23 protein-coding genes, 1 tRNA gene and 1 pseudogene are annotated in these 19,407 nt (G+C 64.3%); 14 read left to right on the top strand and 11 right to left on the bottom strand.

Going from position 1 to position 19,407, the window contains the following annotated elements; all coding sequences use genetic code 11:
* Positions 1 to 258 (top strand): hypothetical protein (locus EV668_RS11710; protein ID WP_208111524.1); only part of this gene is annotated, 258 nt, incomplete at its 5' end.
* Here EV668_RS11710 and EV668_RS11715 read toward each other — a convergent pair.
* Positions 253 to 999, bottom strand: a complete 747-nt coding sequence (locus EV668_RS11715) for an SOS response-associated peptidase (protein ID WP_133770211.1) — start codon at positions 997 to 999, stop codon at positions 253 to 255. The two genes, EV668_RS11710 and EV668_RS11715, sit on opposite strands and share 6 nt — an antisense overlap.
* A 116-nt stretch (positions 1,000 to 1,115) precedes the next feature.
* On the opposite strand from EV668_RS11715, the gene EV668_RS11720 reads away from it, so the two are divergent.
* From EV668_RS11720 to EV668_RS11745, 6 genes are all read left to right on the top strand, one after another.
* Positions 1,116 to 1,343, top strand: a complete 228-nt coding sequence (locus EV668_RS11720; RefSeq protein ID WP_133770213.1) for a DUF2798 domain-containing protein — start codon at positions 1,116 to 1,118, stop codon at positions 1,341 to 1,343.
* A 49-nt stretch (positions 1,344 to 1,392) separates the two neighbouring features.
* Positions 1,393 to 1,608 (top strand): hypothetical protein, encoded by a 216-nt coding sequence (locus EV668_RS11725; RefSeq protein WP_133770215.1) that lies wholly within the window; start codon positions 1,393 to 1,395, stop codon positions 1,606 to 1,608.
* A 40-nt stretch (positions 1,609 to 1,648) separates the two neighbouring features.
* On the top strand, positions 1,649 to 1,900 hold the full coding sequence (locus EV668_RS11730) for a hypothetical protein (RefSeq protein WP_133770217.1): 252 nt from the start codon (positions 1,649 to 1,651) through the stop codon (positions 1,898 to 1,900).
* A gap of 238 nt (positions 1,901 to 2,138) precedes the next feature.
* Positions 2,139 to 2,543, top strand: coding sequence for a hypothetical protein (locus tag EV668_RS11735; protein ID WP_133770219.1), 405 nt, complete (start codon positions 2,139 to 2,141; stop codon positions 2,541 to 2,543).
* A complete protein-coding gene (locus EV668_RS11740; RefSeq protein ID WP_166652435.1) occupies positions 2,530 to 3,039 on the top strand; it encodes an ImmA/IrrE family metallo-endopeptidase in 510 nt (169 codons plus the stop codon). Before EV668_RS11735 ends, EV668_RS11740 begins: the two co-directional genes overlap by 14 nt.
* Positions 3,040 to 3,233: 194 nt before the next feature.
* The gene (locus EV668_RS11745; RefSeq protein WP_133770223.1) at positions 3,234 to 3,803 is read left to right on the top strand and encodes a hypothetical protein; all 570 of its coding nucleotides are present in this window, start codon (positions 3,234 to 3,236) and stop codon (positions 3,801 to 3,803) included.
* 468 nt (positions 3,804 to 4,271) lie between these two features.
* Here the strand turns inward: EV668_RS11745 and EV668_RS11755 are convergent, their stop codons facing one another.
* The 3 genes from EV668_RS11755 to EV668_RS11765 all read right to left on the bottom strand — a co-directional run bounded on the left by EV668_RS11755 (position 4,272) and on the right by EV668_RS11765 (position 6,705).
* The gene (locus tag EV668_RS11755; protein ID WP_133770227.1) at positions 4,272 to 4,523 is read right to left on the bottom strand and encodes a hypothetical protein; all 252 of its coding nucleotides are present in this window, start codon (positions 4,521 to 4,523) and stop codon (positions 4,272 to 4,274) included.
* A 580-nt stretch (positions 4,524 to 5,103) separates the two neighbouring features.
* A complete protein-coding gene (locus EV668_RS11760) occupies positions 5,104 to 5,856 on the bottom strand; it encodes a hypothetical protein (protein WP_133770229.1) in 753 nt (250 codons plus the stop codon).
* Positions 5,857 to 6,525: 669 nt separating this feature from the next.
* Complete coding sequence (locus tag EV668_RS11765; protein WP_245513125.1) at positions 6,526 to 6,705, bottom strand: transcriptional regulator; 180 nt, start codon at positions 6,703 to 6,705, stop codon at positions 6,526 to 6,528.
* A gap of 158 nt (positions 6,706 to 6,863) precedes the next feature.
* Here EV668_RS11765 and EV668_RS11770 point away from each other — a divergent pair, with 158 nt between their 5' ends.
* From EV668_RS11770 to EV668_RS24775, 4 genes are all read left to right on the top strand, one after another.
* On the top strand, positions 6,864 to 7,208 hold the full coding sequence (locus EV668_RS11770; RefSeq protein WP_133770233.1) for a hypothetical protein: 345 nt from the start codon (positions 6,864 to 6,866) through the stop codon (positions 7,206 to 7,208).
* Positions 7,209 to 7,293: 85 nt separating this feature from the next.
* Positions 7,294 to 7,698 (top strand): hypothetical protein, encoded by a 405-nt coding sequence (locus EV668_RS11775; protein ID WP_133770235.1) that lies wholly within the window; start codon positions 7,294 to 7,296, stop codon positions 7,696 to 7,698.
* Between the two features lie 110 nt (positions 7,699 to 7,808).
* Complete coding sequence (locus EV668_RS11780) at positions 7,809 to 8,279, top strand: hypothetical protein (RefSeq protein WP_133770237.1); 471 nt, start codon at positions 7,809 to 7,811, stop codon at positions 8,277 to 8,279.
* Complete coding sequence (locus tag EV668_RS24775) at positions 8,276 to 8,431, top strand: hypothetical protein (protein ID WP_166652436.1); 156 nt, start codon at positions 8,276 to 8,278, stop codon at positions 8,429 to 8,431. The genes EV668_RS11780 and EV668_RS24775 overlap by 4 nt, the downstream gene beginning before the upstream one ends.
* A 173-nt stretch (positions 8,432 to 8,604) precedes the next feature.
* Here the strand turns inward: EV668_RS24775 and EV668_RS25595 are convergent, their stop codons facing one another.
* Positions 8,605 to 9,777, bottom strand: a complete 1,173-nt coding sequence (locus EV668_RS25595; RefSeq protein ID WP_166652437.1) for a calcium-binding protein — start codon at positions 9,775 to 9,777, stop codon at positions 8,605 to 8,607.
* Between the two features lie 466 nt (positions 9,778 to 10,243).
* Positions 10,244 to 10,765 (bottom strand): NUDIX hydrolase, encoded by a 522-nt coding sequence (locus tag EV668_RS11790; RefSeq protein WP_208111525.1) that lies wholly within the window; start codon positions 10,763 to 10,765, stop codon positions 10,244 to 10,246.
* A gap of 157 nt (positions 10,766 to 10,922) precedes the next feature.
* On the opposite strand from EV668_RS11790, the pseudogene EV668_RS11795 reads away from it, so the two are divergent.
* Positions 10,923 to 11,432, top strand: a pseudogene (locus EV668_RS11795) (Na+/H+ antiporter NhaA); the annotation flags it as partial.
* A gap of 564 nt (positions 11,433 to 11,996) precedes the next feature.
* On the top strand, positions 11,997 to 12,245 hold the full coding sequence (locus EV668_RS11800; protein ID WP_133770242.1) for a hypothetical protein: 249 nt from the start codon (positions 11,997 to 11,999) through the stop codon (positions 12,243 to 12,245).
* Positions 12,246 to 13,444: 1,199 nt separating this feature from the next.
* Here the strand turns inward: EV668_RS11800 and EV668_RS11810 are convergent.
* The 5 genes from EV668_RS11810 to EV668_RS11830 form a co-directional block, all read right to left on the bottom strand.
* A complete protein-coding gene (locus EV668_RS11810) occupies positions 13,445 to 13,693 on the bottom strand; it encodes a hypothetical protein (protein WP_133770244.1) in 249 nt (82 codons plus the stop codon).
* 124 nt (positions 13,694 to 13,817) lie between these two features.
* A complete protein-coding gene (locus EV668_RS11815; protein ID WP_133770246.1) occupies positions 13,818 to 15,086 on the bottom strand; it encodes a hypothetical protein in 1,269 nt (422 codons plus the stop codon).
* Between the two features lie 306 nt (positions 15,087 to 15,392).
* Positions 15,393 to 15,468, bottom strand: a tRNA-Thr gene (locus EV668_RS11820).
* Positions 15,469 to 15,527: 59 nt separating this feature from the next.
* Positions 15,528 to 16,853: a UDP-glucose dehydrogenase family protein gene (locus EV668_RS11825; RefSeq protein ID WP_133770248.1), complete on the bottom strand. Its 1,326-nt coding sequence runs from the start codon at positions 16,851 to 16,853 to the stop codon at positions 15,528 to 15,530.
* Positions 16,854 to 17,031: 178 nt separating this feature from the next.
* On the bottom strand, positions 17,032 to 17,991 hold the full coding sequence (locus EV668_RS11830) for a 3-hydroxyacyl-CoA dehydrogenase NAD-binding domain-containing protein (RefSeq protein ID WP_133770250.1): 960 nt from the start codon (positions 17,989 to 17,991) through the stop codon (positions 17,032 to 17,034).
* A 347-nt stretch (positions 17,992 to 18,338) separates the two neighbouring features.
* On the opposite strand from EV668_RS11830, the gene EV668_RS11835 reads away from it, so the two are divergent.
* Positions 18,339 to 19,373, top strand: a complete 1,035-nt coding sequence (locus EV668_RS11835; protein ID WP_133770252.1) for an aspartate-semialdehyde dehydrogenase — start codon at positions 18,339 to 18,341, stop codon at positions 19,371 to 19,373.
* Positions 19,374 to 19,407: the final 34 nt, after the last annotated feature.

The raw sequence follows: 19,407 nt of genomic DNA on the forward strand, positions 1-19,407 counted from the left end.
TGGCGTCGATCGAACCCGAACCTGCCCGAGCCCGAGCGTGCGGCGCATGTCGCGGCCCTGATGGACGCGCGCCGTCGTCTCGGGGTCGCCAAGCGAGCAGGTCGCCCGGATGAGTTGCGAAGTGCGCGTGCCGACGTCGACGCAGCGAAACGCGCGCTCGGCGAGCGCGGCCCGGTCTGGTGGACCGATGGCGCACCCGACTTCAACCGACGGATGGCCCGGACGACGATCTATGCCGATTGGCTCGCAGCCTTATAGGAGGGACGGCTCGGGCTGCGGCGGCGGATCTTCCTTCTCCCCTCGGGCGACGATCTCGAGCATCTCTGCCGGCAGCGGACGTTGAAGCGCCGAGGCTTCGGACCATGGAGCACCAAGCCAGACGTCACGCTCGGCTTCGGTCGTTAAGATGACTGGCATGGCCTTCGGATGGATGGACGCGACCGGCTCACTCGGCTCGGTCGTCAGGAAGGCGAAGAGGTCGATCGTCTCCGGCCCGGTCTTCACCTTCCGGACCGAAGTCCATTGCGGGGTCCAGATCCCGGCGAAGGCCACAAGCGGACGGTGCTCGCCGAATGCGAACCAGACTGGCAGCTTGTCGGCTCCCGGCTCGGCGAAGCTGGTCAGGGGGACGAGGCAGCGGGACTCGGGGCCGAGCCAGCGTTGCCAGTGCTTTGAAGACGTGTTGCGAACGTTGGTTGTCCCGCCGTCGGGCTCCGTGCGCAGCAGCTCCGCGAATGCCGCCTCGTCGACCACGCGGCCCTTCGCCCGGAGTTTGTCAGCGCGCTTCTTCGCCGCTTCGAACAGTGCTTTTCCGCTCGACGGCATGCCCCAGCGCGCCATTGCGAGGACGCGCTCGTCGCCATCGACCCGCACGATCGGCGCCGCATAGTCTGGGAACACGCCCGGCAACGGCGGCAGGTTGCCCGTCACGTCCCTGTCGACCCGGAACAGGCGCCGGATCGCCTCCTGGTTCGTCGTAACGGAGTAGAGATTGCACATGCTGGCGAGCGTAGCTCCAGCCTTGCACCCGCGGCTAGCGGCTTGTGCAATCCTGTGATTTCACGCACCCGGCACGATGCTCGCATACCGCCACCGACACTCACGACGCTGGTGCCATGCTTCCCATCGCCCGCCGACACGTTCACTACGTATTCGCCGTCCTTCAATCCGGCCTGACGACCGGGGTAGCAAGCGGCATCGCATGCCTTGCCGCAACCAGTGGAGGGCGTGTCCTGATGAACTGGCTCGTTGCCTGGATGACGTCGTGGGTCGTCATGCTACCCGTCGTAATCTTGGCGGCGCCGGCGCTGCGGAAGGTGGCGCTCTCGCTCACTCGCGAGTGATTGAGAACCCGAGCTGGCGAGCGTAGCCGAGCCGTGCGAGGGTCGCGAAATGCTGGCCTTGGCCGTCCTCCTCGCCACCACACCGACCTCGCTCGACTGCATCGGCGCGGACCGCAAGCGATCCGACCTAGCGGTTCGGACGCGGGTGTTGCTGAACCGGGAGGTTGATACCGGCCGCATAAATCGAGCGGAACTCGGCGCCTACCGGGCCATGAAGGCGAAGCGCGAGTGGCTGCTCGCGTGCCAGCCAGAGCAGGATCTCTGAGGCCAGTAGCGAGCATGGGCTGGCCATGCGAGGGTGCGAGATGGCCAACAAGACCACCTTCATCGTCCAAGCGTTCGAGCGGAAGCGCGGGCGGCTCGTGCCCGGCGCGAAGGATGTCGCGCCGACGCAGAACGGTGCGCTGAAGCGGGCCGAGGCGCTGGCGACCCGCGTGCCGGGCTCGGCCGCAATCAGCGTCGTCGCGGACGACGAGACCGGCGAAGTCGCCTCGATCTCGATCATCCAGACGGTCGGCGAGGTGCCGGACGACTTCGCCGAGAGTATTCAGGGATGACCGGACTATGGACGCCCTAGCCCCTTCCTCGATGACGGAGACAGAAGAAGCGGCCTGCATGCTGCTGGCCGTGACTCATGATGAGGATGAGGGCGGGTGATTAAGTGTGACGCAACGATCGCCGGCCGGGCCGACGGCCGTCTGACCCGCCTCTAGCCTTGGGGGTGGGTCGGGGCGGCGTGGGGCCGCCGTTAACCGAATCCCGCCACAACGGCTTGATTTCGGAAAACCCGCGGCCATGCGAGCAACCATCGTCATCCTCGGCGCCCTCCTGTGGCTCGCGACCATGGGCATTGCGATCATGGCCGGGCTCCTTCTCAACGCGCCCCGGCATTCGGGTCCATCCGCCCCCGCCAGCCCTGCCTTCGATCCTATCGCCGTCATCGGCGTTGCCGTATCGACGCAATCGATCGTGCTGGCCATGATGGCTTTCGTGGTGGCTATTGCGGCCATTTGGGGGTATGCATCTATCAAGGAAGTGATCCTCAATAAGAGCGAGACTACGGCCCGAGCGGTAGCCGAGAAGGCCGCCCGAGATACGGCGGCGTCGGTCGCGATCCGGACTGTGGAAGGGATGCTTTCGAGTGCGCGCACTGAAGAGGACTATGGGGACGCAGCGGGAGACGACGATGCGCGACAGTGAGTTGCTCCCCATTGAGATTATCGGAACGTTCCTCGATCGGGCTCCCGTCGATGTTGAGGGGATGGCTCGAGCCTTGGGTCTCATCGTTCTGCGCGTCCCGCTGCCCGACAACATCTCAGGCTCGATCCGATGCGAGCGCGATGGGCCTTGCACCGTCGAGGTGAACGCGCTGCATCCAAACACTAGGCAGAGGTTCACTCTTGCTCACGAGATTGCCCATTACGCGATGCACCGGGACCTCATCGGCGACGGCGTAGTCGACAATGCGCTTTATCGAAGTGAGCAGCTTGCGGACGTTCACGAGCGGCAGGCGAACAGTTTTGCGGCGCGAACCCTGATGCCTCGTTCCCTCGTTCGAGAAGCCTGGGAAGAAGGCTTGCAGACCGCCCCCGAACTTGCCGAGCGGTTTGGCGTATCCACACAAGTTGCAGAAATCCGCATGAGGGAACTCGGGTGCATCTTCTGGACGAAGAAGGCGCCGGCCGTAGCCGCCTGACGCTCAATTCGCACCGGCGAGCCGACACCAGCCCCGCCTAGCGCGGGGCTTTTTGGTCTCATCCCACCTCTCTCCCCTCTGCATCTAGCCAAGTCTCGGGATCAATCGAACTCCGACCGCGGCGCCATGGCATCCCGGGCGATCAGGATCGATTCCGATCTCGACAGGCTGGCCGAGCCAGCTACCATGCTGGCATGCGCGCCTGGATCGCCGCCTTCTTCGCTCGCCGCCGCGAGTTCCGCGAGCGTGTCGCGCGCGAGGCGACGGACCTGATGAACTGGATGGGGGAGATGGCCTATGCCGGCGCCCGTCAGCGGGCTCGGGAGGCGAGAGGGCGCCAGGATGATGCCGACGCCCGCCTCTGGGCGAAGGTCGCGGTGGAGATCGCTCGCCGGACCGGCCAGGATATCGGCATCAAGGGCGCGGATCGGTATCCGGATCCCGGACCACGGCCGAAGGAGCCGACACGCAACCGGCGGGAGATCGCAGAACGGCTCGTCGATATCTCGCGAGGGATCGCGGCGCTGTCCGCCGGCAGAGGCGACGTAGCGACGCTTCACAACATCGATGTTGCTGCGCGTCAGGTGCTCGACTTCACCGGACGCACATACGCCATCGAAAAGGCCGTGCTGGACGTGATCGGCGCTTGCCAGCGAGTGCAAGCCTATCCGACCATCGACGACCTATTGAATGGCCGTTATCCGCCGGTCGTGGATGAGGCCGCACTGGCTTTGCAGAAGCTCCGAAGGCTTGCCCTGCCATGAGGGCCGTGCTCGCCGGGTTTCTCGTCTCTATAGCCTTTCTCGGGCCGGCCGCGGCAGCGTGCTCGGGGTGCGGCTGCCGTGGCGGCCCAGGCTATCGTGGCCCGAGCGGTCGATGCGTCGGCTGGGCGGACATTGGCAGGGTATGCGGCTCGCCCCCCACGACGCGATGTTCTGCCGAGGGACCGAATGCAGGCGCCGAGGAGGCGGCCGAGCATGGCGTCAGGGCTTCGAACTCCCGCTTCCTGTCCGGCCGTCCCGAACGCAAACCGGATTCGCGGTGACGTCATGGCCGGGAATCGCCTTACCGTCATCCAATGCCTCGCCTGCGGTCATGTAGCGACGCTCAGAAGGGAAGCTGACGAGATGCCGCTCGTCCGGCTGACGAAGCGACTTGTCTGCTCGCAATGCGGGGCACGGACGATGAAGGCGGAGAGACAGACTGGCGACATCGCGCCGGGTCGCGGTCGATCAGTCGAATAGCCGGTCTTCGATGCGACGCATAAAGGTCGTCTGAAATAACATCGCACCTACGCGACTTCGGTCACCGAAACCGCCCGCTGCCTCGGCTGCGCGAACCACGAGTGCGTTGCTCCTCTCATCCTTCAAGTTTCCGAGCGTGTAATGAAATATGGTGAGCGCATCGTCGACACCTCGGATGTACGCCTCATCTTCGGCCCCCGCGAAACGAACAGCCTCCATCACGATCTCTGCCCCGTTCATGTTCGAAACGCTTCCGATCCCGTCCGCTACTGCTTGCCCTAGATCACTCCCAGCGATCCTACCTGCGGTCGCGAGCTTAGCATGGCTTGTGGCCAAGCTCGTGAAGAACCCGACTACATAGGGGTCGAGCCAGAATCGCGGCGGGAGGCCTCGAGCATGCTGAACGATCGCGACCAAAGGCCGAAGTCCGTCAACGATCGCGGAGGTCGCTTTCCGGCGTCCCATCCCAAACATGTTGCTGCCCCTTATTCCGGGGCTCACAGTACGGGAACCTGCATTCTCCGCTAGAGGGCTCTCCAAGGTGTCGTCTGCGAGGCCCTGTCGGCCGGGCTCAACTCAGCCCGGCTGAGGTTCTCGTCGATCACGGTGCAGGAGCGCTCCGATCAGATCGCCGAATGGGTCAGGCTGACGGAGGAGAAACGGAAGGTGTCGCAAGTTGCGACACCCGGAGGGAAGCAGCCGAAGGACGCTGGTATCCGAGCCGCTTCGCGCGAACTGGGCATCGACAAGGACGCGGTCCACCGCGCCGCCAAGATCGCATCCCTCTCCGATGAGGCGAAAGACGCCGCTCAGGAACTCCTTAAGCTGCCAAGGCTGCGGGGGCGGCTTCGATCGAAACGAGGCGTGACGTGGAGCTGAGCACCGCTACATGGGGCGTATGCTCCTTGTCCGCCAGCACCGAGAAGCGATCAAGCTGGCCATTGGAGAGCTGGCTTAAGTCAAGGAACTTGGTGACGGTCGCGTTGACCGAATTGGCGTTAGCCGCGACCAGATCGAAGACGGCATCTAATCGCCCCGGCCGGTGCACAAGGGCGTCAACTCTCCACTTGGACGACGCCCCAACTAGTTCAGCCTCCCGAATTACGTTCTTGGCGCCGAGAATATCCTCAACGCGCCCGAGAAGACGCTCTAGGTCGATCTCGTGCCGCCGCTCCGCTAAACGGAACGCGGTGAGCTCGACGGCGGTCTTGGACGCATTCGCGACCATGATCGCCGCGGTAACCAGGGCATCCCTCGGCACCTCAATGTCGAAGATCATGTCGCTATCGAACCGAACTTCATTCAAGGCCGCCTGCTCACGCGCAATACGCTGAAAGATGCGCCCGCCGCCGAGGAGATCGGCTTCCCGCGCCCCGGAGCCGAAGTCGCTCACTAGGTAGCCGTGCTCAAGAGGGCGAATGCCAAGCGTAACCCGCGTCCCGCCGGGATAGATCAGAGGTGTCACGATGACGGGATCGCCGTTGGTTTGACGCGAGTAAGCGAGCGCGCTCGCGACCTCCTGGGCGATCTCGTGAGCGCTCGCAACGGGGATAGGTGAACGGTGGCTGATCATACCATTCCCTCCTGCGTTGGCGGCGGCGGTAGGTCATCGAGGCCAGCGATTGCGAAAACCACTCCGACAAGTCGCACAAAATCCCTAAAGCTTTGAGGTTCTTCCTCAACGGGGTAGGCGACGGGGAGGTTTCCGACCGGATGGAATGCATCCCGCCCTACCCTCGCATTCTCCTCGAAGCGATGAACGTGCGAGCCATCAATGGTAGCCGGGCAGCCGAATTTGCGCCAGTGCTGGTTCGTATGCGGTGAGCGAGGATGGCAGTCGACACGGGCAAGGCATGTCGGCTTCCCCTCATAGAGCGTTTCGAGAATCGCCGTCACATCCTCCAGGGAGCGGCGTTTCCATGCCATGATCCGCAGGTGCGTCCCCTCAAGAGAAGCGGAGGTTTCATCAGCAAGCAGAACGGTAAGCGTGCACCTATCCGCCTCATGCGAGATGAACGGAGTTCGACCAGCCCTTCTAGCTCGGGCGGGGCTTTCGTGTCGGGATGGAACCTCGATCCAAGACGGCCATCCAAAAACGGCTTTTCGGCACTGAACCAGACCGCACCATTCGCGCATCGGTGGCTCGAAATCTTCCGGGCTCAGAGCCGCTCACTCCCCTTTTCGCTATATTCCGTACACGCAGGGGGTGAGAGTCAACGCTACCGCAATTCGGACGCCCTGTTTATCGATCCCCCCTCTTCGCCAGCCGGACGCCTGCGCCGCCGCCGTTCTCGGGGATGAACTTGACGCCCGCACGTTCCAGGGCTTCCCGCATCGAGTTCAGGTTATTCGAGATCGGCACGGACCGGCCCGCCTCGAAGTTGCGGACCGTGCTCAGGCCCACATTGGCCTGCTCGGCCAACTCGCTTTGCGACCATTCTACGAGTGCCCGACCCGCACGGCATTGAGAAGGCTTCAAGCCAACCTCCAAACAAAATCGGTTCACCATAACGATTTTCGTTTGACAGGAAAAGTATGGCTGATTAGGTTCATCATAACGAATTTAGTTGTGATGAACGAATGCCCCGCCATCTCGCCCTCCGCAGCTTCATCGACACCGTCCGCGCCGAGCGTGTCGCGAAGCCCGCCCTCGTTTCCGGCGGACGCTTCAACCGCTCCGCCATCATGCGCGAGGCCGTGGCGATGGCCCGATCCATCAACCGCTCTTTCGGCTCCTGGCAGGTCCGCATGCGGATTGCCCTCCGCACTGTCTGGGCGCGCGCTAAAGCCGCCATGGTGGAGACGTGTGCGGCCGAGCCCTTCGCGATCCGCGAGCCGGTTATGATCCGGCCCCGGCCTGTCGTCAGCCCCTATCGCGGTCGCGTCTTCCACTCCGGCTCCCGCGCCGCCGTTCACGGATGGTGAGCCGATGATCCTTCACCGCGTCGCGTAACCCACCGCGCCGGCGTCGGCGCTCCCCTCAGTCCAGAGAACCACCACGGAGACCATCATGTCTGCGAACCCTGTCGCTCGCCCTCAGTCCAGGCGGGCCTTTATCGGAGCACTGGCGGTCCTTCCTGCCAGTGCCGCGACCGCCAGCGCCACGGCAGCCCCCGAGCCGATGTCCGATCTAGCCGCAGCCTGTTTGAGAACAGTGGAACGGGCGAACTGGCACGACGTCTCTGCTAACGTCGGGCGCCTGTCCGAAGCGGATTGGGACGAATGGTTCCGGCAGCAGAATGAGGTGTGGAGGCGAGCGATTGCAGAGCCGTCTACCGGTATCCGCGATATCGCTGCCAAGGCCGAAATGGTCCGGCAGGACTTGGACCGATTTCATCCTGGGGCGCCGGATGATGAATTCAAGCTGCTGCGGCTCGTCCTGAAGGAAATGGCCGCTATGGGCGGCTTCGCCTGATCGCCAAACGGGCCGCCGCTTCTACGACAACCGCTCCACTGAGCGACCGGCGCGGCAGTCCCGCTGCCGGGCCTCCTGCCCCCCATCACGCCACGAACGGAGACATCACCATGTCGACAAACGATCCCGCTCGCCCATCATCCCGGCGTTCCTTCCTCGCCGGCCTCTATGCCGCCTTCACGGTCGCGCCCGTGACAATGGCATGGGCGTCTCCTCTCCATCCAGCCGATCGCGCGATCCTGACGTGGCTCGGCGCATGCTCGGCCTATAACCGCGAGCCGGACGACCTCCCGGACGGCGTTACCGATCCACTTCTCATCGCGCTCGATGGCACCGAAGACGCGATCCGCAACCTGCCACCGTCCATCATGAGCGCTGCGGCCGTCCTGCTCGTCGAGATCACCTATGAGACGTCCCCGACCTTGAGGGATGATCCCGCCCGCCTGCGCATCTTCGCAGCACTCCAGCCGCACCTGTCCGGCTTCATCGGCCGGATCGTCTCAGACCTGCTCGACAATCCAGACCGGCCCTTTCGCGAAAGCCTCGTCTGGCGCCTTCGCAGCGGGGAGATTCAGGCATGAGCAAGCGCAAGAAGGCCAAAGCCGAGGACGCCCGTGTCCGGGACCTCGCCCTGGACCTCGAAATCCTCCTGACGTGGATCAAGCTCACTCCTGCGGAGCAGAAGGAAGTCTTGCGGCGGATCGAGACCGGTCAGCCACTGGCCGAAGGTTGAGCCCCGATCCCGCGTCCGCCTCGCTTCGTTTGGACGCCGGAATTCCCGGCTTCCAACGCTGCCGCGACACCGGCGATGATAGTCTCGGCGCCGCTCTGGCGCTGATCTAAATCTCCGTTACGAAGGCGCAGACCTGCATGGTTGTAACAGCCACGCAGGACGCTAATTCTGCCTCAGAAGACGTAGAAATCGGATGCGGTCAGGGCGGTGTTGGGCGTGAGATAGGCGATGAGTTGCGGGGCCTCGTCGCGGCCGGAGCCGTCGGCATCATAGTAGAGATGCCCCTTGCTCTCGACATATAGGAAGCGGTCCGTGGCGCTCGTCGCCCGGCCGGTCGTGCTGAGGACGAATTGCTCGGGGGTGAGTGCGTCACCCGCGAGGAGCCCGCCGCCGAAGAGCGAGGCGCTGATCTGAAGGGTGTCCTCGCCCGCCACGAAGTCGCGGATCATGTCGCGGTCGGCCGTCGTCGCGGTGAGCACGAAGGTGTCCGCGCCCGTCCCGCCATACAGGCTGTCGATGCCCGCGCCGCCGCTCAGTGTGTCGTTTCCGGCCCCGCCCTTGAGCGTGTCGCGGCCGGCCCCGCCGGACAGAACGTTGTCTCCCGCATTGCCCTGGAGGACGTTGTCGAGGTCGTTGCCGCTCGCCGAGACGATGCCGTCGCGCAGGATCAGGCGCTCGACCGAGGCGCCGTCGGCGAGGACGTAGCCGTCGACGCTGAGGAAGGCAGTGTCGTAGCCCTCGCCGGCCTCTTCGACCATCACGTCGCCGAGATCGTCGATGTAATAGGTGTCGTTGCCGGTGCCGCCGATCAGGGTGTCGGCTCCTGCCCGCCCGTCGAGGCGATCGTTGCCGGCCCCACCCGAGAGCGTGTTGGCGCCGCTGTTGCCCTGAAGGACGTTGTTCAGCGCGTTGCCCGTGCCGCTGAGATCGGCAGTTCCCATCAGGAACAGGTTCTCGACGTTGGCGCCGAGGACATAGTTGTCGAGGGTCGTACGGACCTGATCGGTCCCTTGACCGGCCAGTTCCACGACGATGTCGCCGACATTGTCGACATAGAAGATGTCGTTGCCGGTGCCGCCCGTCATCGTGTCCGCGCCAAGGCCGCCGTTCAGACGGTCGTCGCCGCCGCCGCCGTTCAGCGTGTCCGCGGCGGATCCGCCGATTAGGACGTCGCCCCAGTTGCCGCCCTGGAAGTTTGCGACACCGGCCCCTCCGGAATAATCGAGATAGATGGCATGTTGCGTGGGGCCCAGATACGCTCCGTCCGGAGCGTTGAGTGTCCAGGCGCCGGAAGTGCCGAATCCGCTGTTGTAAGCAAGGAAATAAGAAGAAGCGGTTACGACCATGCTATCGTTGGTGTTGATGAACAAATCGAGCGGCGGTCCGCTATTGAATCTATGTATGCTCGAAGAATTATTCGGGTCGTAATTTCCTCCGCTTGTAAACCGAAAAACTCCTGCCATGTCCCTGCCTCCCCGGGGGGCACGGCCCCCTGCAATACGACAACACACCCATCTCATTGCAGGTTAAAAGATCAATGCTCGAATCTTGGATTTTGTCCGGATAAGCCAGATCAGTCGTAGCAGTACGGCATAGGACAAAATGTTCCTTGCCCCACGATGACTCTCGCTCCGATCTCTCGGGCGGGCTCTTACGGGATCACCGCGGCGCCAACTCGATCGGCAGACCTCTCCGGTACGGCGGGATCGTCCACCTCCGCTTCACGCCGGTCTCGCCTGCCGCATGGCGCGGACGATCTCCCGCAGCTCTCGCATCTCCGCTCGCTTCTCGACCTCTTCGTCCATCTCGCGGTTACGCACCACCGGGTGGCCTGATGATAGGGTGCGGCCCTGAGATTTGATCCACGAGCGGAATTGCGCGGGCGTTCGATCGCCACTTCTTCGGCAGGCGCCGCGGCAGGTTCAGAACGATTTCAGCCAAGCCGGGCTCGTCGATCAGGGTGGCTGCATCTTCGGCCTTCAGCCACGCGATCGACCGCTGTCCCTTCTCCTTCCAGCCGTCGAGGTGCCCCTGGACCTCTATGAGGAAGACCTTCACCTTCACGAGACAGAAACCGGTCTTCTGCCGCTTCCAGGCGAGGTAGGATCCGATCGGCTTCGGATAGGTTCGGCCTACAAGCCCTGCCTCTTCCCTCGCCTCGACCGCCGCAGCTTGGTGGTCTTTCAAGCCTTTGACCGGCCAGCCCTTCGGTACGATGAAGCGCATTGTCTCGCGAGATGTGATCATAAGGATACGCAGGGCGCCGGAGGGATCGCGGGCCAGCGGTAGTGCCGCAACCTGCTTCTTCGGTTCTCCGTCGCGACGCTTCCTCATCGAGCGGTCATAGGGGGTTCCACAAAGGGATTGGAGTCGGCTGCGACATGGCATCCCCGGGCGATCAGGGTCGATGCCGATCTCGACACGATGCGGTGACGCGATAGCATTACGGCATGCGCGCCTGGATCGCCACCTTCTTCGCCCGCCGCCGCGCGTTCACGCGACGGTCGCAGGCGTCGTCCTGGCGCTGACGATCCCGTTGCGCCAAAGCCCGGGCCGGCCGGATGATGCGACGTCTCCGCTGCATCGCCTCGAACATGCCCTGCAGCCATGGTGCGCCTTCGTCGTCCTCCCCATCTTCGGCTTCGCCAATGCCGGCGTGTCGCTCGCCGGCCTGTCGTGGGCGACGATGCTTCATCCGGTCACGCTCGGGATCGCGCTCGGCCTCTTCGTCGGCAAACAGATCGGCGTCTTCGGTGCCGTGTACCTCGCGGTGCGGACCGGCATCGCAAAGCTGCCGGCGCATGCGACCTGGCTACAGACCTACGGCGTCGCGACCCTCTGCGGCATCGGCTTCACGATGAGCCTCTTCATCGGTCTGTTGGCATTCGATAACCAGCCGCAACTCGAAGCCAACGTGAAGGTTGGCGTGCTCGTGGGCTCGATGATGTCTGTCTTCGTGGGCGCGATCGTGCTGCTCTGCCAACCACGAAGAAGGCTCTAGAGGACACCGCATCAAGGAAAACGCCCGCTCCGATCTCTCGGGCGGGCGCCTCTGCGTCTCGATCGCGCGCCGGACTATGTGCCGGGACGGGCGACGAAACTGCCGCCGGTGCTCAAGCCCCTCGGGGCGAACACCATGGCGATCCGAACGATATGGTGGGCGATGGCGGCAGGATCAAGTCGGCCGGCCTCGGCGGTTGTCGCCTCCGTAAGGTCGCGATCCCGGCTGCTCAACCGACACCGGGATCAGCTTCGTCATCAGGGACAGACGCGGGGCCGGCGCCATCGCCGGGCGTGTTGACCTCGTCCCTCTCCTCTTTCCGGGAAGGCGGATCCTTACGCCCCGTCACCTCGTCCGAGCCGGGGTCGTCCTGCGACCGCGACGGAGCCGCGTTCGGAGGCGCCGTGTCCTGATTGCCGTAGCCTTGCGTTGCCATGCGTATGACCTCCTGCAAGGCCAACGCGGGGATGCGGCAGCGGTTCGGCGGGGCCTTCGTTCGTCACCTCCTCCCTTGCCACTATCCGCGGCCTGGCCAACAATCGATCGGCGGGGGAATCGTGTGGCATGACGATCGCGGCGAGCAGGACGGGAAGCCTTTCGGAGAGCATCGGCACCGAGGATGCCACGCGTGCGGCCGTCGCCTATGATCGCGCCGTCTCGATCCTCTCGCTCAACGACCGGTACTATGTGCCCTCGCGTGAGGTCCGTCGAGACATGTTGAGCGCGATCCTCTCATCCGGCCGCGAGCATGGCTTCGATGAGGACAGGCTTACGCTAGCGGCCTTGGCTGCAGCTCCGACCGAAGGCGGTTGACGTCGTCGCACGACCGGAGTCCGGTTCCGCCACCCATCGGGGAGCGGAAGTATCCTCTTGATCAGGTTGGATGCTGGACGATAATTCCGCGGCGTGCTCAGGCGCGTCGAGCCAGTTGGCTCGCATCTCGGGTTGCCTTCGCTTTGGGGGCGTGAAGTGCCGACGGGCAGGACTGATGAGCTCACGCGCCGATTTGGTGGCGAGGCCGCAACCGCAATCACAGCAGCTTATGAGGCGGTCGTTCTGCACTCGGCATCATCGGTCTTGGCGATGAGCACCGAAGCTAGGTTGGACTTGGTGCAGATGTTAATCCGCGAGGTCGAGGCCGGCCGGGTGGATCCCTCTCACCTCAAGGCTGCGGCGCTGGCCTTCGGAGACGATTGTGTAACCAGCCGTACCTTTGCCGGATGAGCGTCGAAGCCTCAACCTATAGCCACAAGCGTGATCGCGGCGGTCAACAAAACCAAAGACACGACCGGGATCCAGAGTGCTGACCTGCCGGCTGTGTGTGAGGGAAGGACTTTCACCGTCAGCAGTCCGACAAAGAATGCGCTCGCTAGTGACAACGCCAACGCAGCGCAAATCCATTGATGATTCGACACTGCCTGTCCTTGACGATGCCTCGATTATTAAGCCCTTTCAGACGCGAGAGTTCCCTCCGCTGTATACCGATCGCTCGGCGCGCCCCCACAATTACTATTTCAGCATCCCTTCGCCTTGAGCCATTCAGTTACGACCCGCTGGATAAGCTTCGACCGGTTGGACTTGTCCGGATTAGCGGCGGCGGCGACTGAGCCCCTCCGGGCTTCATGGTCGTCACCTTATAGACGGCCCCTTCACGATCGTAGGTCGTCCAGTCGCCCACCTGCACCCCGTCGAGGAAGTATCCCGTGCGCAACTTGGTGCCGTCTTTTCGAAACCATTCCCAATATCCAGTGGGAACATCGTCGATGGTCTGGCCCCGTGCCCAGATCGTGCCGTCTCTGTGGAACTTCTGGAAAGCCCGGATCATCGCATCTCCCGCTTCGCTCGGCCCTCGCGAGCAAGGGCGACCCTGCAACCTGAATCCGCAACCTCAGGGCCGACTTTTGGCACCTTTGTCCATTTTGTCCACCTAGGGCCATGCATCTGCGACGACGACAAATACCGCACGGTGCGGAATTTGAGACCTCCATCCGGGGAGAGCAAAAGCGCAACCGTTACGGATATCGCACCGTGCGATTGTCGAGGTAGGTGCCCTTATCGAGGTCGGTTCCTCGGATGAGGTCGAGCGCCTCGGGGCAGACCTTCTCACCGCGCTCGGCGTCGCGCTGGATATTGCGCTCGGCCCGGCCCGTCCTGTCGGCGGTCTCTTTGGTGAAGCGGGGGGAGGCTTCGCCATTTTGGCGAAGGCTGTCGTGTTGGTTTGCGCCGTTGGCCGTCTCAGGATGCTTCTTGATGTAGAGCACCTTGCGTCGCGCCGTCTGCGAAGCCCTGTCGTCCGACTTTCCTTGGAAGCGAACTGTCGCAAACGTCGCGGCTGTCGCAATGTCGCAAGCGCGGTCACGGACAGCGGCATGACGATGCTCCCTCCTACCAGAAATGGCCGTCCGGAGGATCGCCGAGTGGATCGAACAGTTCGTCATCTTCCTCGCTCGGGAAGAGTTTCGCGTTCGTCGCGGTCTCTTCAATTCGCAATGGGTCAAGCTGTGCCTCGAGAGATGCCAAGCGACGTTCCCCCCAATCGATCATGCGATCGATCGACACGCTCGCGCCTCCGATCGAGCCTCTGATCTGCGAAAGCTGATCACGAAGCAAAGTCGCCTCCTGCCGAACCGCTCCCAGCCTTTCAAAAAAATCGAGGCGGGCCTTCTCCCGTTCCCCTCGCTGCTGAGCCAATTGGCGCCGCCGCCTCAACTCAGTCCATCGTCTCGCATGCTCCTCTCGCGCCTCCCTTGCTGCTTTTCGGGCTGCGAGAAGGATCTCTGTGCCATCGACTATCGAGGGGATGAGGTCTTCGACCGTTTGCAGCTTACCGTCCGCCCAGGTACGTCGGACGCCTTCAGTGTAGCCTTCAATTTGGACGGACAGCTGACCGGTTCGGATGATGTCCTTCTCCGGATAGGATCGATCGTATCCTCCCAAAAACCACGTGGATTCATCATTCCAACTTCGGGAGAGACGCTTTTGACGACGAGCCTCCGCCTCAATTTCTTCAGCCGTGGGTATATGGTCCACTTTCCGCACGCGCTCGATCAGCCGGAGGATTGCAGAGTCTGGGCCCACCTCAACGCGCATCCCATTTCCGATCGGTACGAGCGGAAGGCCGCGCTCTTCAAACGCGCGAGCCATCTGGTCGAGGATAAAAATCGCTCTCTCAATTGATGCCTGCCCGATTTCGACCCCGCACATGCCCTCCGCTTTTGCGCGAGCTATTTCTGACCTCTCCTTCGTTGCGCGGAGTTCCCTCGCCGTGGCCTTGATCTTGGGATGCGGATCTCGAATCGGTTCGTGCTCAACTATCGTTTTCGGTGCGCGCCGCCGCTCCGCGTGTTGCTTTCGTTCAGCCCTCTGCACCTCGATCACATGACGTACAGGCTCTGGCAGTTGCAGCGCATGGGTTCCAACTTCGATCTGATTTAGCCGTGCGTCGTCCACCTCGACGAAGACCGCCTTCTTGGTCTTTTTCCCCGCCTCGATCTGAGCCCAATAGCCCCTGGGTGGGGTCGGCACCCTATGCCGATCACAGCTCTTCTTGAGACCCACGTCCGAAATGCCAAACTGCTGAGCCAGCGTCCTCATAGGCGTTGACCACACGAGGTCGTACAGTTCGCGGCGAGTCAGCTTCGTCCCAACGGCCATCTGGAGGCTTCGAATCGAGTTTCCGCGACTAAAGTACCTGGTCTTTGCCGATCTGCGGCATTCCATCGAACATGGCCCGACGCTTGGATCCTAGGCCGCCCGGCGGACATGGATCGAACGCGCACCGAATGGGGTCGGCGAGAGCCTCGTCCTGCTTGCGCTTCCCGCAAGTGGGCTAACCGACCACGCGAATCGATCTGCGTCGGCAAGCGCCCAAAATCATGTTCAAGGGGTCCGCATGGGGTCCGCAAAACGAAAGGCGCCTCAATGGGCGCCCTGCAACTGCATCTAAGTGCTTGAAATTGCTGGTGCCGCAAGAGGGATTCGAACCCCCGACCCCCTCATTACGAATGAGGTGCTCTACCAGCTGAGCTATTGCGGCGACGGGCCCTCTTATCCGGTTCCGGGGGGATTGCGCAAGGTGGGGTTTGGGGACTGAGTTCAGGTGATCGGGGCCGGCGTGTCGGGGCGGCCGATGCTGACATAGGCGAAACCGCGTCGGCTCATCTCGTCGGGGCGGTAGACGTTGCGGAGATCGACCACGATCCGGCCCGCCATCGCCGCCTTCAGCCGTTCGAGATCGAGCGCGCGGAAGGAATCCCATTCGGTGATGAGGACGAGCGCGTCCGCGCCCTCGGCGCATTCATAGGCGTCGCGTGTGTAGTCGACGCCGTCCAGCACGCTCGCGGCATTCTCCATCCCCTCGGGGTCGAAGGCGCGGATGCGCGCGCCGGCATCCTGCAGGGCCGCCACGATGGCGAGGGAGGGGGCATCGCGCATGTCGTCGGTGTTCGGCTTGAAGGTGAGGCCGAGGACGCCGATCGTCCGGCCGCGCACCGAGCCGCCGCAGGCCGCGATCACCTTGCGGGCCATGGCGACCTTCCGCTGGTCGTTGACGGCGACCACCGTCTCGACGAGCCGGAGCGGGGCGCCCGCATTCTGCGCCGTCTTCGTCAGGGCGAGCGTGTCCTTCGGGAAGCAGGAGCCGCCATAGCCCGGCCCGGCATGCAGGAACTTGCCGCCGATCCGCTTGTCGAGCCCGATGCCGCGCGCCACCTCCTGCACATTGGCGCCGACCTGCTCGCAGAGATCGGCGATCTCGTTGATGAAGGTGACCTTCAGCGCAAGGAAGGCGTTGGCGGCGTATTTCGTGAGCTCAGCCGTGCGCCGCCCCATGGTCAGGACCGGCGCCGCGTTGAGATAGAGCGGGCGATAGAGCTCGGCCACGAGCTCGGCGCCGCGCTGGTCCTCGGCCCCGATCACGATCCGGTCCGGACGCTTGAAATCCTCGATCGCGGCACCCTCGCGCAGGAATTCGGGGTTCGAGACAACCGAGAACGCGGCCCCGGGCCGCGTCTCGCGGATGATCCGGTCGACCTCGTCGCCCGTGCCGACCGGCACGGTCGATTTCGTCACGACGACGGTGTAGCCCTCGAGCGAGGCCGCGATCTCGCGCGCGGCGGCGTAGACGTGGGAGAGGTCCGCGAAGCCGTCGCCCCGGCGCGAGGGCGTGCCGACCGCGATGAAGACCGCGTCCGCCTGCGGCACCGCCGCGGCGAGATCGGTCGAGAAGGAGAGCCGGCCGGCCCGCACATTCGCCGCGACCGTCTCCTCGAGGCCCGGCTCGAAGATCGGGATGTGCCCGGCGCGGAGCGATTCGATCTTGGCCGGGTCCTTGTCGACGCAGACCACCTCGTGTCCGAAATCGGCGAAGCAGGCCCCCGAGACGAGGCCGACATATCCGGCCCCCACCATCGCAATCCGCAAGATCGTGCTCCCTGCTCAGGCCGCGTCATCGGCCACGACAGCCTCTGACCCCACCATTCGCGACGAGAATGCGACAAGGGCGCCGGGGCCGGCCGCGGCGGGCGGACATATGCGCCGAAGCGCGGCCGGGGTCGAGGGCGGCTGCCGCCGAGGAGGATGGGTGGCCGGGAACCCGAGGTCAGGCCTTGTCGCGCGCGAGGCCCAGCACGTCGAGGAGCGCGATCAGGCGCGCGTCGCGCTCGGCGGCGAGGTCGGCCATGCTGCGCGAGCCCGCCTCGGCCTCGACCCCCGCGACCAGCGCCTCGTTCACCTCCGGCGTCAGGCTCGGCTGGCCGAGGCTCTTCCACCAGCTCTCCATCGGCGGGCCGAGGTGATCGAGGAAGTGATGCATGCCGCCCTCGCCGCCAGCGAGATGGAAGATCATGTGCGGCCCCATCAGCGCCCAGCGCAGGCCCGGCCCGTAGGCGATGGCGGCATCGACGTCCTCGACGGTGCCGACGCCCTCGGCCACGAGATGCACGGCCTCGCGCCAGAGCGCCGCCTGGAGCCGGTTCGAGATATGGGCCGGCACTTCCTTCTTGACGTGGATCGGATGCTTGCCGACGGCGCGGTAGAACTCCATCGCCCAGGCGACCGCGGACGGATCGGTCTTCTCGCCGCCGACGACCTCCACGAGCGGGATGAGATGGGGCGGGTTGAAGGGGTGCCCGATCACGAGGCGCTCCGGATGCGCCATGGTCTGCTGAAGCTCGCTCGCCTTGAAGCCCGAGGTCGAGGAGGCGATCAGCCGGTCCGGCGGCAGGGCGGCGTCGATCCGGGCGAGGAGCGATTGCTTGAGATCGAGCCGCTCCAGCGCGTTTTCCTGCACCACCGAGGCGCCGTCGAGCACCTCCTCGAGTTCGGGGCTGAAGGACAGCCGGTCGAAGGCCGGCTCGGCCTCCCGCGCGGCGCCGATCCGCACGAGGGCCGGCCAGGCCTTGGCGACATAATCGTGGAGGAACTGGTCGCGGCCATGGAGCGGATCGGTCACGGCGACGGTGAGCCCGCGCCCGAGGAACCATGCCGCCCAGGAGGCGCCGATCGTGCCGGCGCCCACGACGGCGACCTTCGTGACCTCGTTCGGCTTCGGAAAGGTCATGGTTCCTCCGGTGCGGCGGCTTCGGCCGATTGTCGATCTCCGGCATATCGCCAAAATCGGACAGGCGATCAATGCGCGAGGGCCTCCGGTCTCGGTGGCGGCGACCTTGACAGATCGCGTCGTCCGTGGTCCTCACCCCCATTCGGCAGACCATGGCCATGACCGCGACCCTCGCCTTCACGACGATCATCCGCCCGACGCGGCGGCTGAAACGCATCGGCTGAGCCCGGCCCGAGAGCCGGTTTCGCGTTCGCGCCCGGATCGAACCATCCCTGGATCGAGACCTCGGGCGTATCAGTTCCGCGCCCTGGACGGGCGTTCTTCCTTCGGACGATCAGGAGAGTGAGATGGGCTACAAGGTTGCCGTTGTCGGCGCGACCGGCAATGTGGGCCGCGAGATGCTGGGCATTCTGGCCGAGCGCGGTTTTCCGGCCGACGAGGTCGTCGCCCTCGCCTCGCGCCGCAGCGTCGGCACCGAGGTCTCGTTCGGTGACAAGGTCATCAAGTGCCGCGCGCTCGAAGATTACGACTTCGCGGACACCGATATCTGCCTGATGTCGGCCGGCGGCGAGGTCTCCAAGGCGTGGTCGCCGAAGATCGGCGCGCAGGGCTGCGTCGTGATCGACAATTCCTCGGCCTTCCGCACCGATCCCGACGTGCCGCTGATCGTGCCGGAGGTAAACGCGGACGCCATCGCGGGCTTCACGAAGAAGCACATCATCGCCAACCCGAACTGCTCGACCGCGCAACTCGTCGTCGCGCTGAAGCCGCTCCATGACGCGGCGAAGATCACGCGCGTCGTCGTCTCGACCTACCAGTCGGTCTCCGGCGCCGGCAAGGAAGGCATGGACGAGCTCTACGACCAGACCAAGAGCGTCTATTCGCTGTCGCAGATGGAGCGGAAGAAGTTCCCGAAGCGCATCGCCTTCAACCTCATTCCGCAGATCGACGTCTTCATGGAGGACGGCTTCACCAAGGAAGAGTGGAAGATGGTGGTCGAGACCAAGAAGATGCTCGACCCGAAGATCAAGCTGACCGCGACCTGCGTGCGCGTGCCGGTCTTCATCGGCCATTCGGAGGCGGTGAATGTCGAGTTCGAGAACCCGCTTTCGGCCGACGAGGCGCGCGAGATCCTGCGCGCGGCGCCCGGCATCCTGATCGACGACAAGCGCGAGCCCGGCGGCTACATGACCCCCCACGAGAGCGCGGGCGAGGACGCGGTCTTCATCTCGCGCCTGCGCGACGATTCGACGGTCGACAACGGCATCGCCTTCTGGTGCGTCTCGGACAACCTGCGCAAGGGCGCGGCGCTCAACGCGGTGCAGATCGCCGAGTGCCTGATCGAGCGCGGCCTCCTCGCCGAGAAGAAGCGCGCGGCCTGAGGGGCGCCCGCTGCGACACTCCCAAGGGCAGAGA

It is taken from the genome of Enterovirga rhinocerotis, from assembly GCF_004363955.1.
GTDB classification, from domain to species: Bacteria; Pseudomonadota; Alphaproteobacteria; order Rhizobiales; family Beijerinckiaceae; genus Enterovirga; species Enterovirga rhinocerotis.

Excerpts from the sequence above, each read along its gene's own strand:
- EV668_RS11715 (WP_133770211.1), bottom strand. The coding sequence starts at position 999 with ATGTGCAATCTCTACTCCGTTACGACGAACCAGGAGGCGATCCGGCGC.
- EV668_RS11720 (WP_133770213.1), top strand. The coding sequence starts at position 1,116 with ATGCTTCCCATCGCCCGCCGACACGTTCACTACGTATTCGCCGTCCTT.
- EV668_RS11725 (WP_133770215.1), top strand. The coding sequence starts at position 1,393 with ATGCTGGCCTTGGCCGTCCTCCTCGCCACCACACCGACCTCGCTCGAC.
- EV668_RS11730 (WP_133770217.1), top strand. The coding sequence starts at position 1,649 with ATGGCCAACAAGACCACCTTCATCGTCCAAGCGTTCGAGCGGAAGCGC.
- EV668_RS11735 (WP_133770219.1), top strand. The coding sequence starts at position 2,139 with ATGCGAGCAACCATCGTCATCCTCGGCGCCCTCCTGTGGCTCGCGACC.
- EV668_RS11740 (WP_166652435.1), top strand. The coding sequence starts at position 2,530 with ATGCGCGACAGTGAGTTGCTCCCCATTGAGATTATCGGAACGTTCCTC.
- EV668_RS11745 (WP_133770223.1), top strand. The coding sequence starts at position 3,234 with ATGCGCGCCTGGATCGCCGCCTTCTTCGCTCGCCGCCGCGAGTTCCGC.
- EV668_RS11755 (WP_133770227.1), bottom strand. The coding sequence starts at position 4,523 with ATGAACGGGGCAGAGATCGTGATGGAGGCTGTTCGTTTCGCGGGGGCC.
- EV668_RS11760 (WP_133770229.1), bottom strand. The coding sequence starts at position 5,856 with ATGATCAGCCACCGTTCACCTATCCCCGTTGCGAGCGCTCACGAGATC.
- EV668_RS11770 (WP_133770233.1), top strand. The coding sequence starts at position 6,864 with ATGCCCCGCCATCTCGCCCTCCGCAGCTTCATCGACACCGTCCGCGCC.
- EV668_RS11775 (WP_133770235.1), top strand. The coding sequence starts at position 7,294 with ATGTCTGCGAACCCTGTCGCTCGCCCTCAGTCCAGGCGGGCCTTTATC.
- EV668_RS11780 (WP_133770237.1), top strand. The coding sequence starts at position 7,809 with ATGTCGACAAACGATCCCGCTCGCCCATCATCCCGGCGTTCCTTCCTC.
- EV668_RS24775 (WP_166652436.1), top strand. The coding sequence starts at position 8,276 with ATGAGCAAGCGCAAGAAGGCCAAAGCCGAGGACGCCCGTGTCCGGGAC.
- EV668_RS25595 (WP_166652437.1), bottom strand. The coding sequence starts at position 9,777 with ATGGTCGTAACCGCTTCTTCTTATTTCCTTGCTTACAACAGCGGATTC.
- EV668_RS11790 (WP_208111525.1), bottom strand. The coding sequence starts at position 10,765 with ATGAGGAAGCGTCGCGACGGAGAACCGAAGAAGCAGGTTGCGGCACTA.
- EV668_RS11800 (WP_133770242.1), top strand. The coding sequence starts at position 11,997 with ATGACGATCGCGGCGAGCAGGACGGGAAGCCTTTCGGAGAGCATCGGC.
- EV668_RS11815 (WP_133770246.1), bottom strand. The coding sequence starts at position 15,086 with ATGGCCGTTGGGACGAAGCTGACTCGCCGCGAACTGTACGACCTCGTG.
- EV668_RS11830 (WP_133770250.1), bottom strand. The coding sequence starts at position 17,991 with ATGACCTTTCCGAAGCCGAACGAGGTCACGAAGGTCGCCGTCGTGGGC.
- EV668_RS11835 (WP_133770252.1), top strand. The coding sequence starts at position 18,339 with ATGGGCTACAAGGTTGCCGTTGTCGGCGCGACCGGCAATGTGGGCCGC.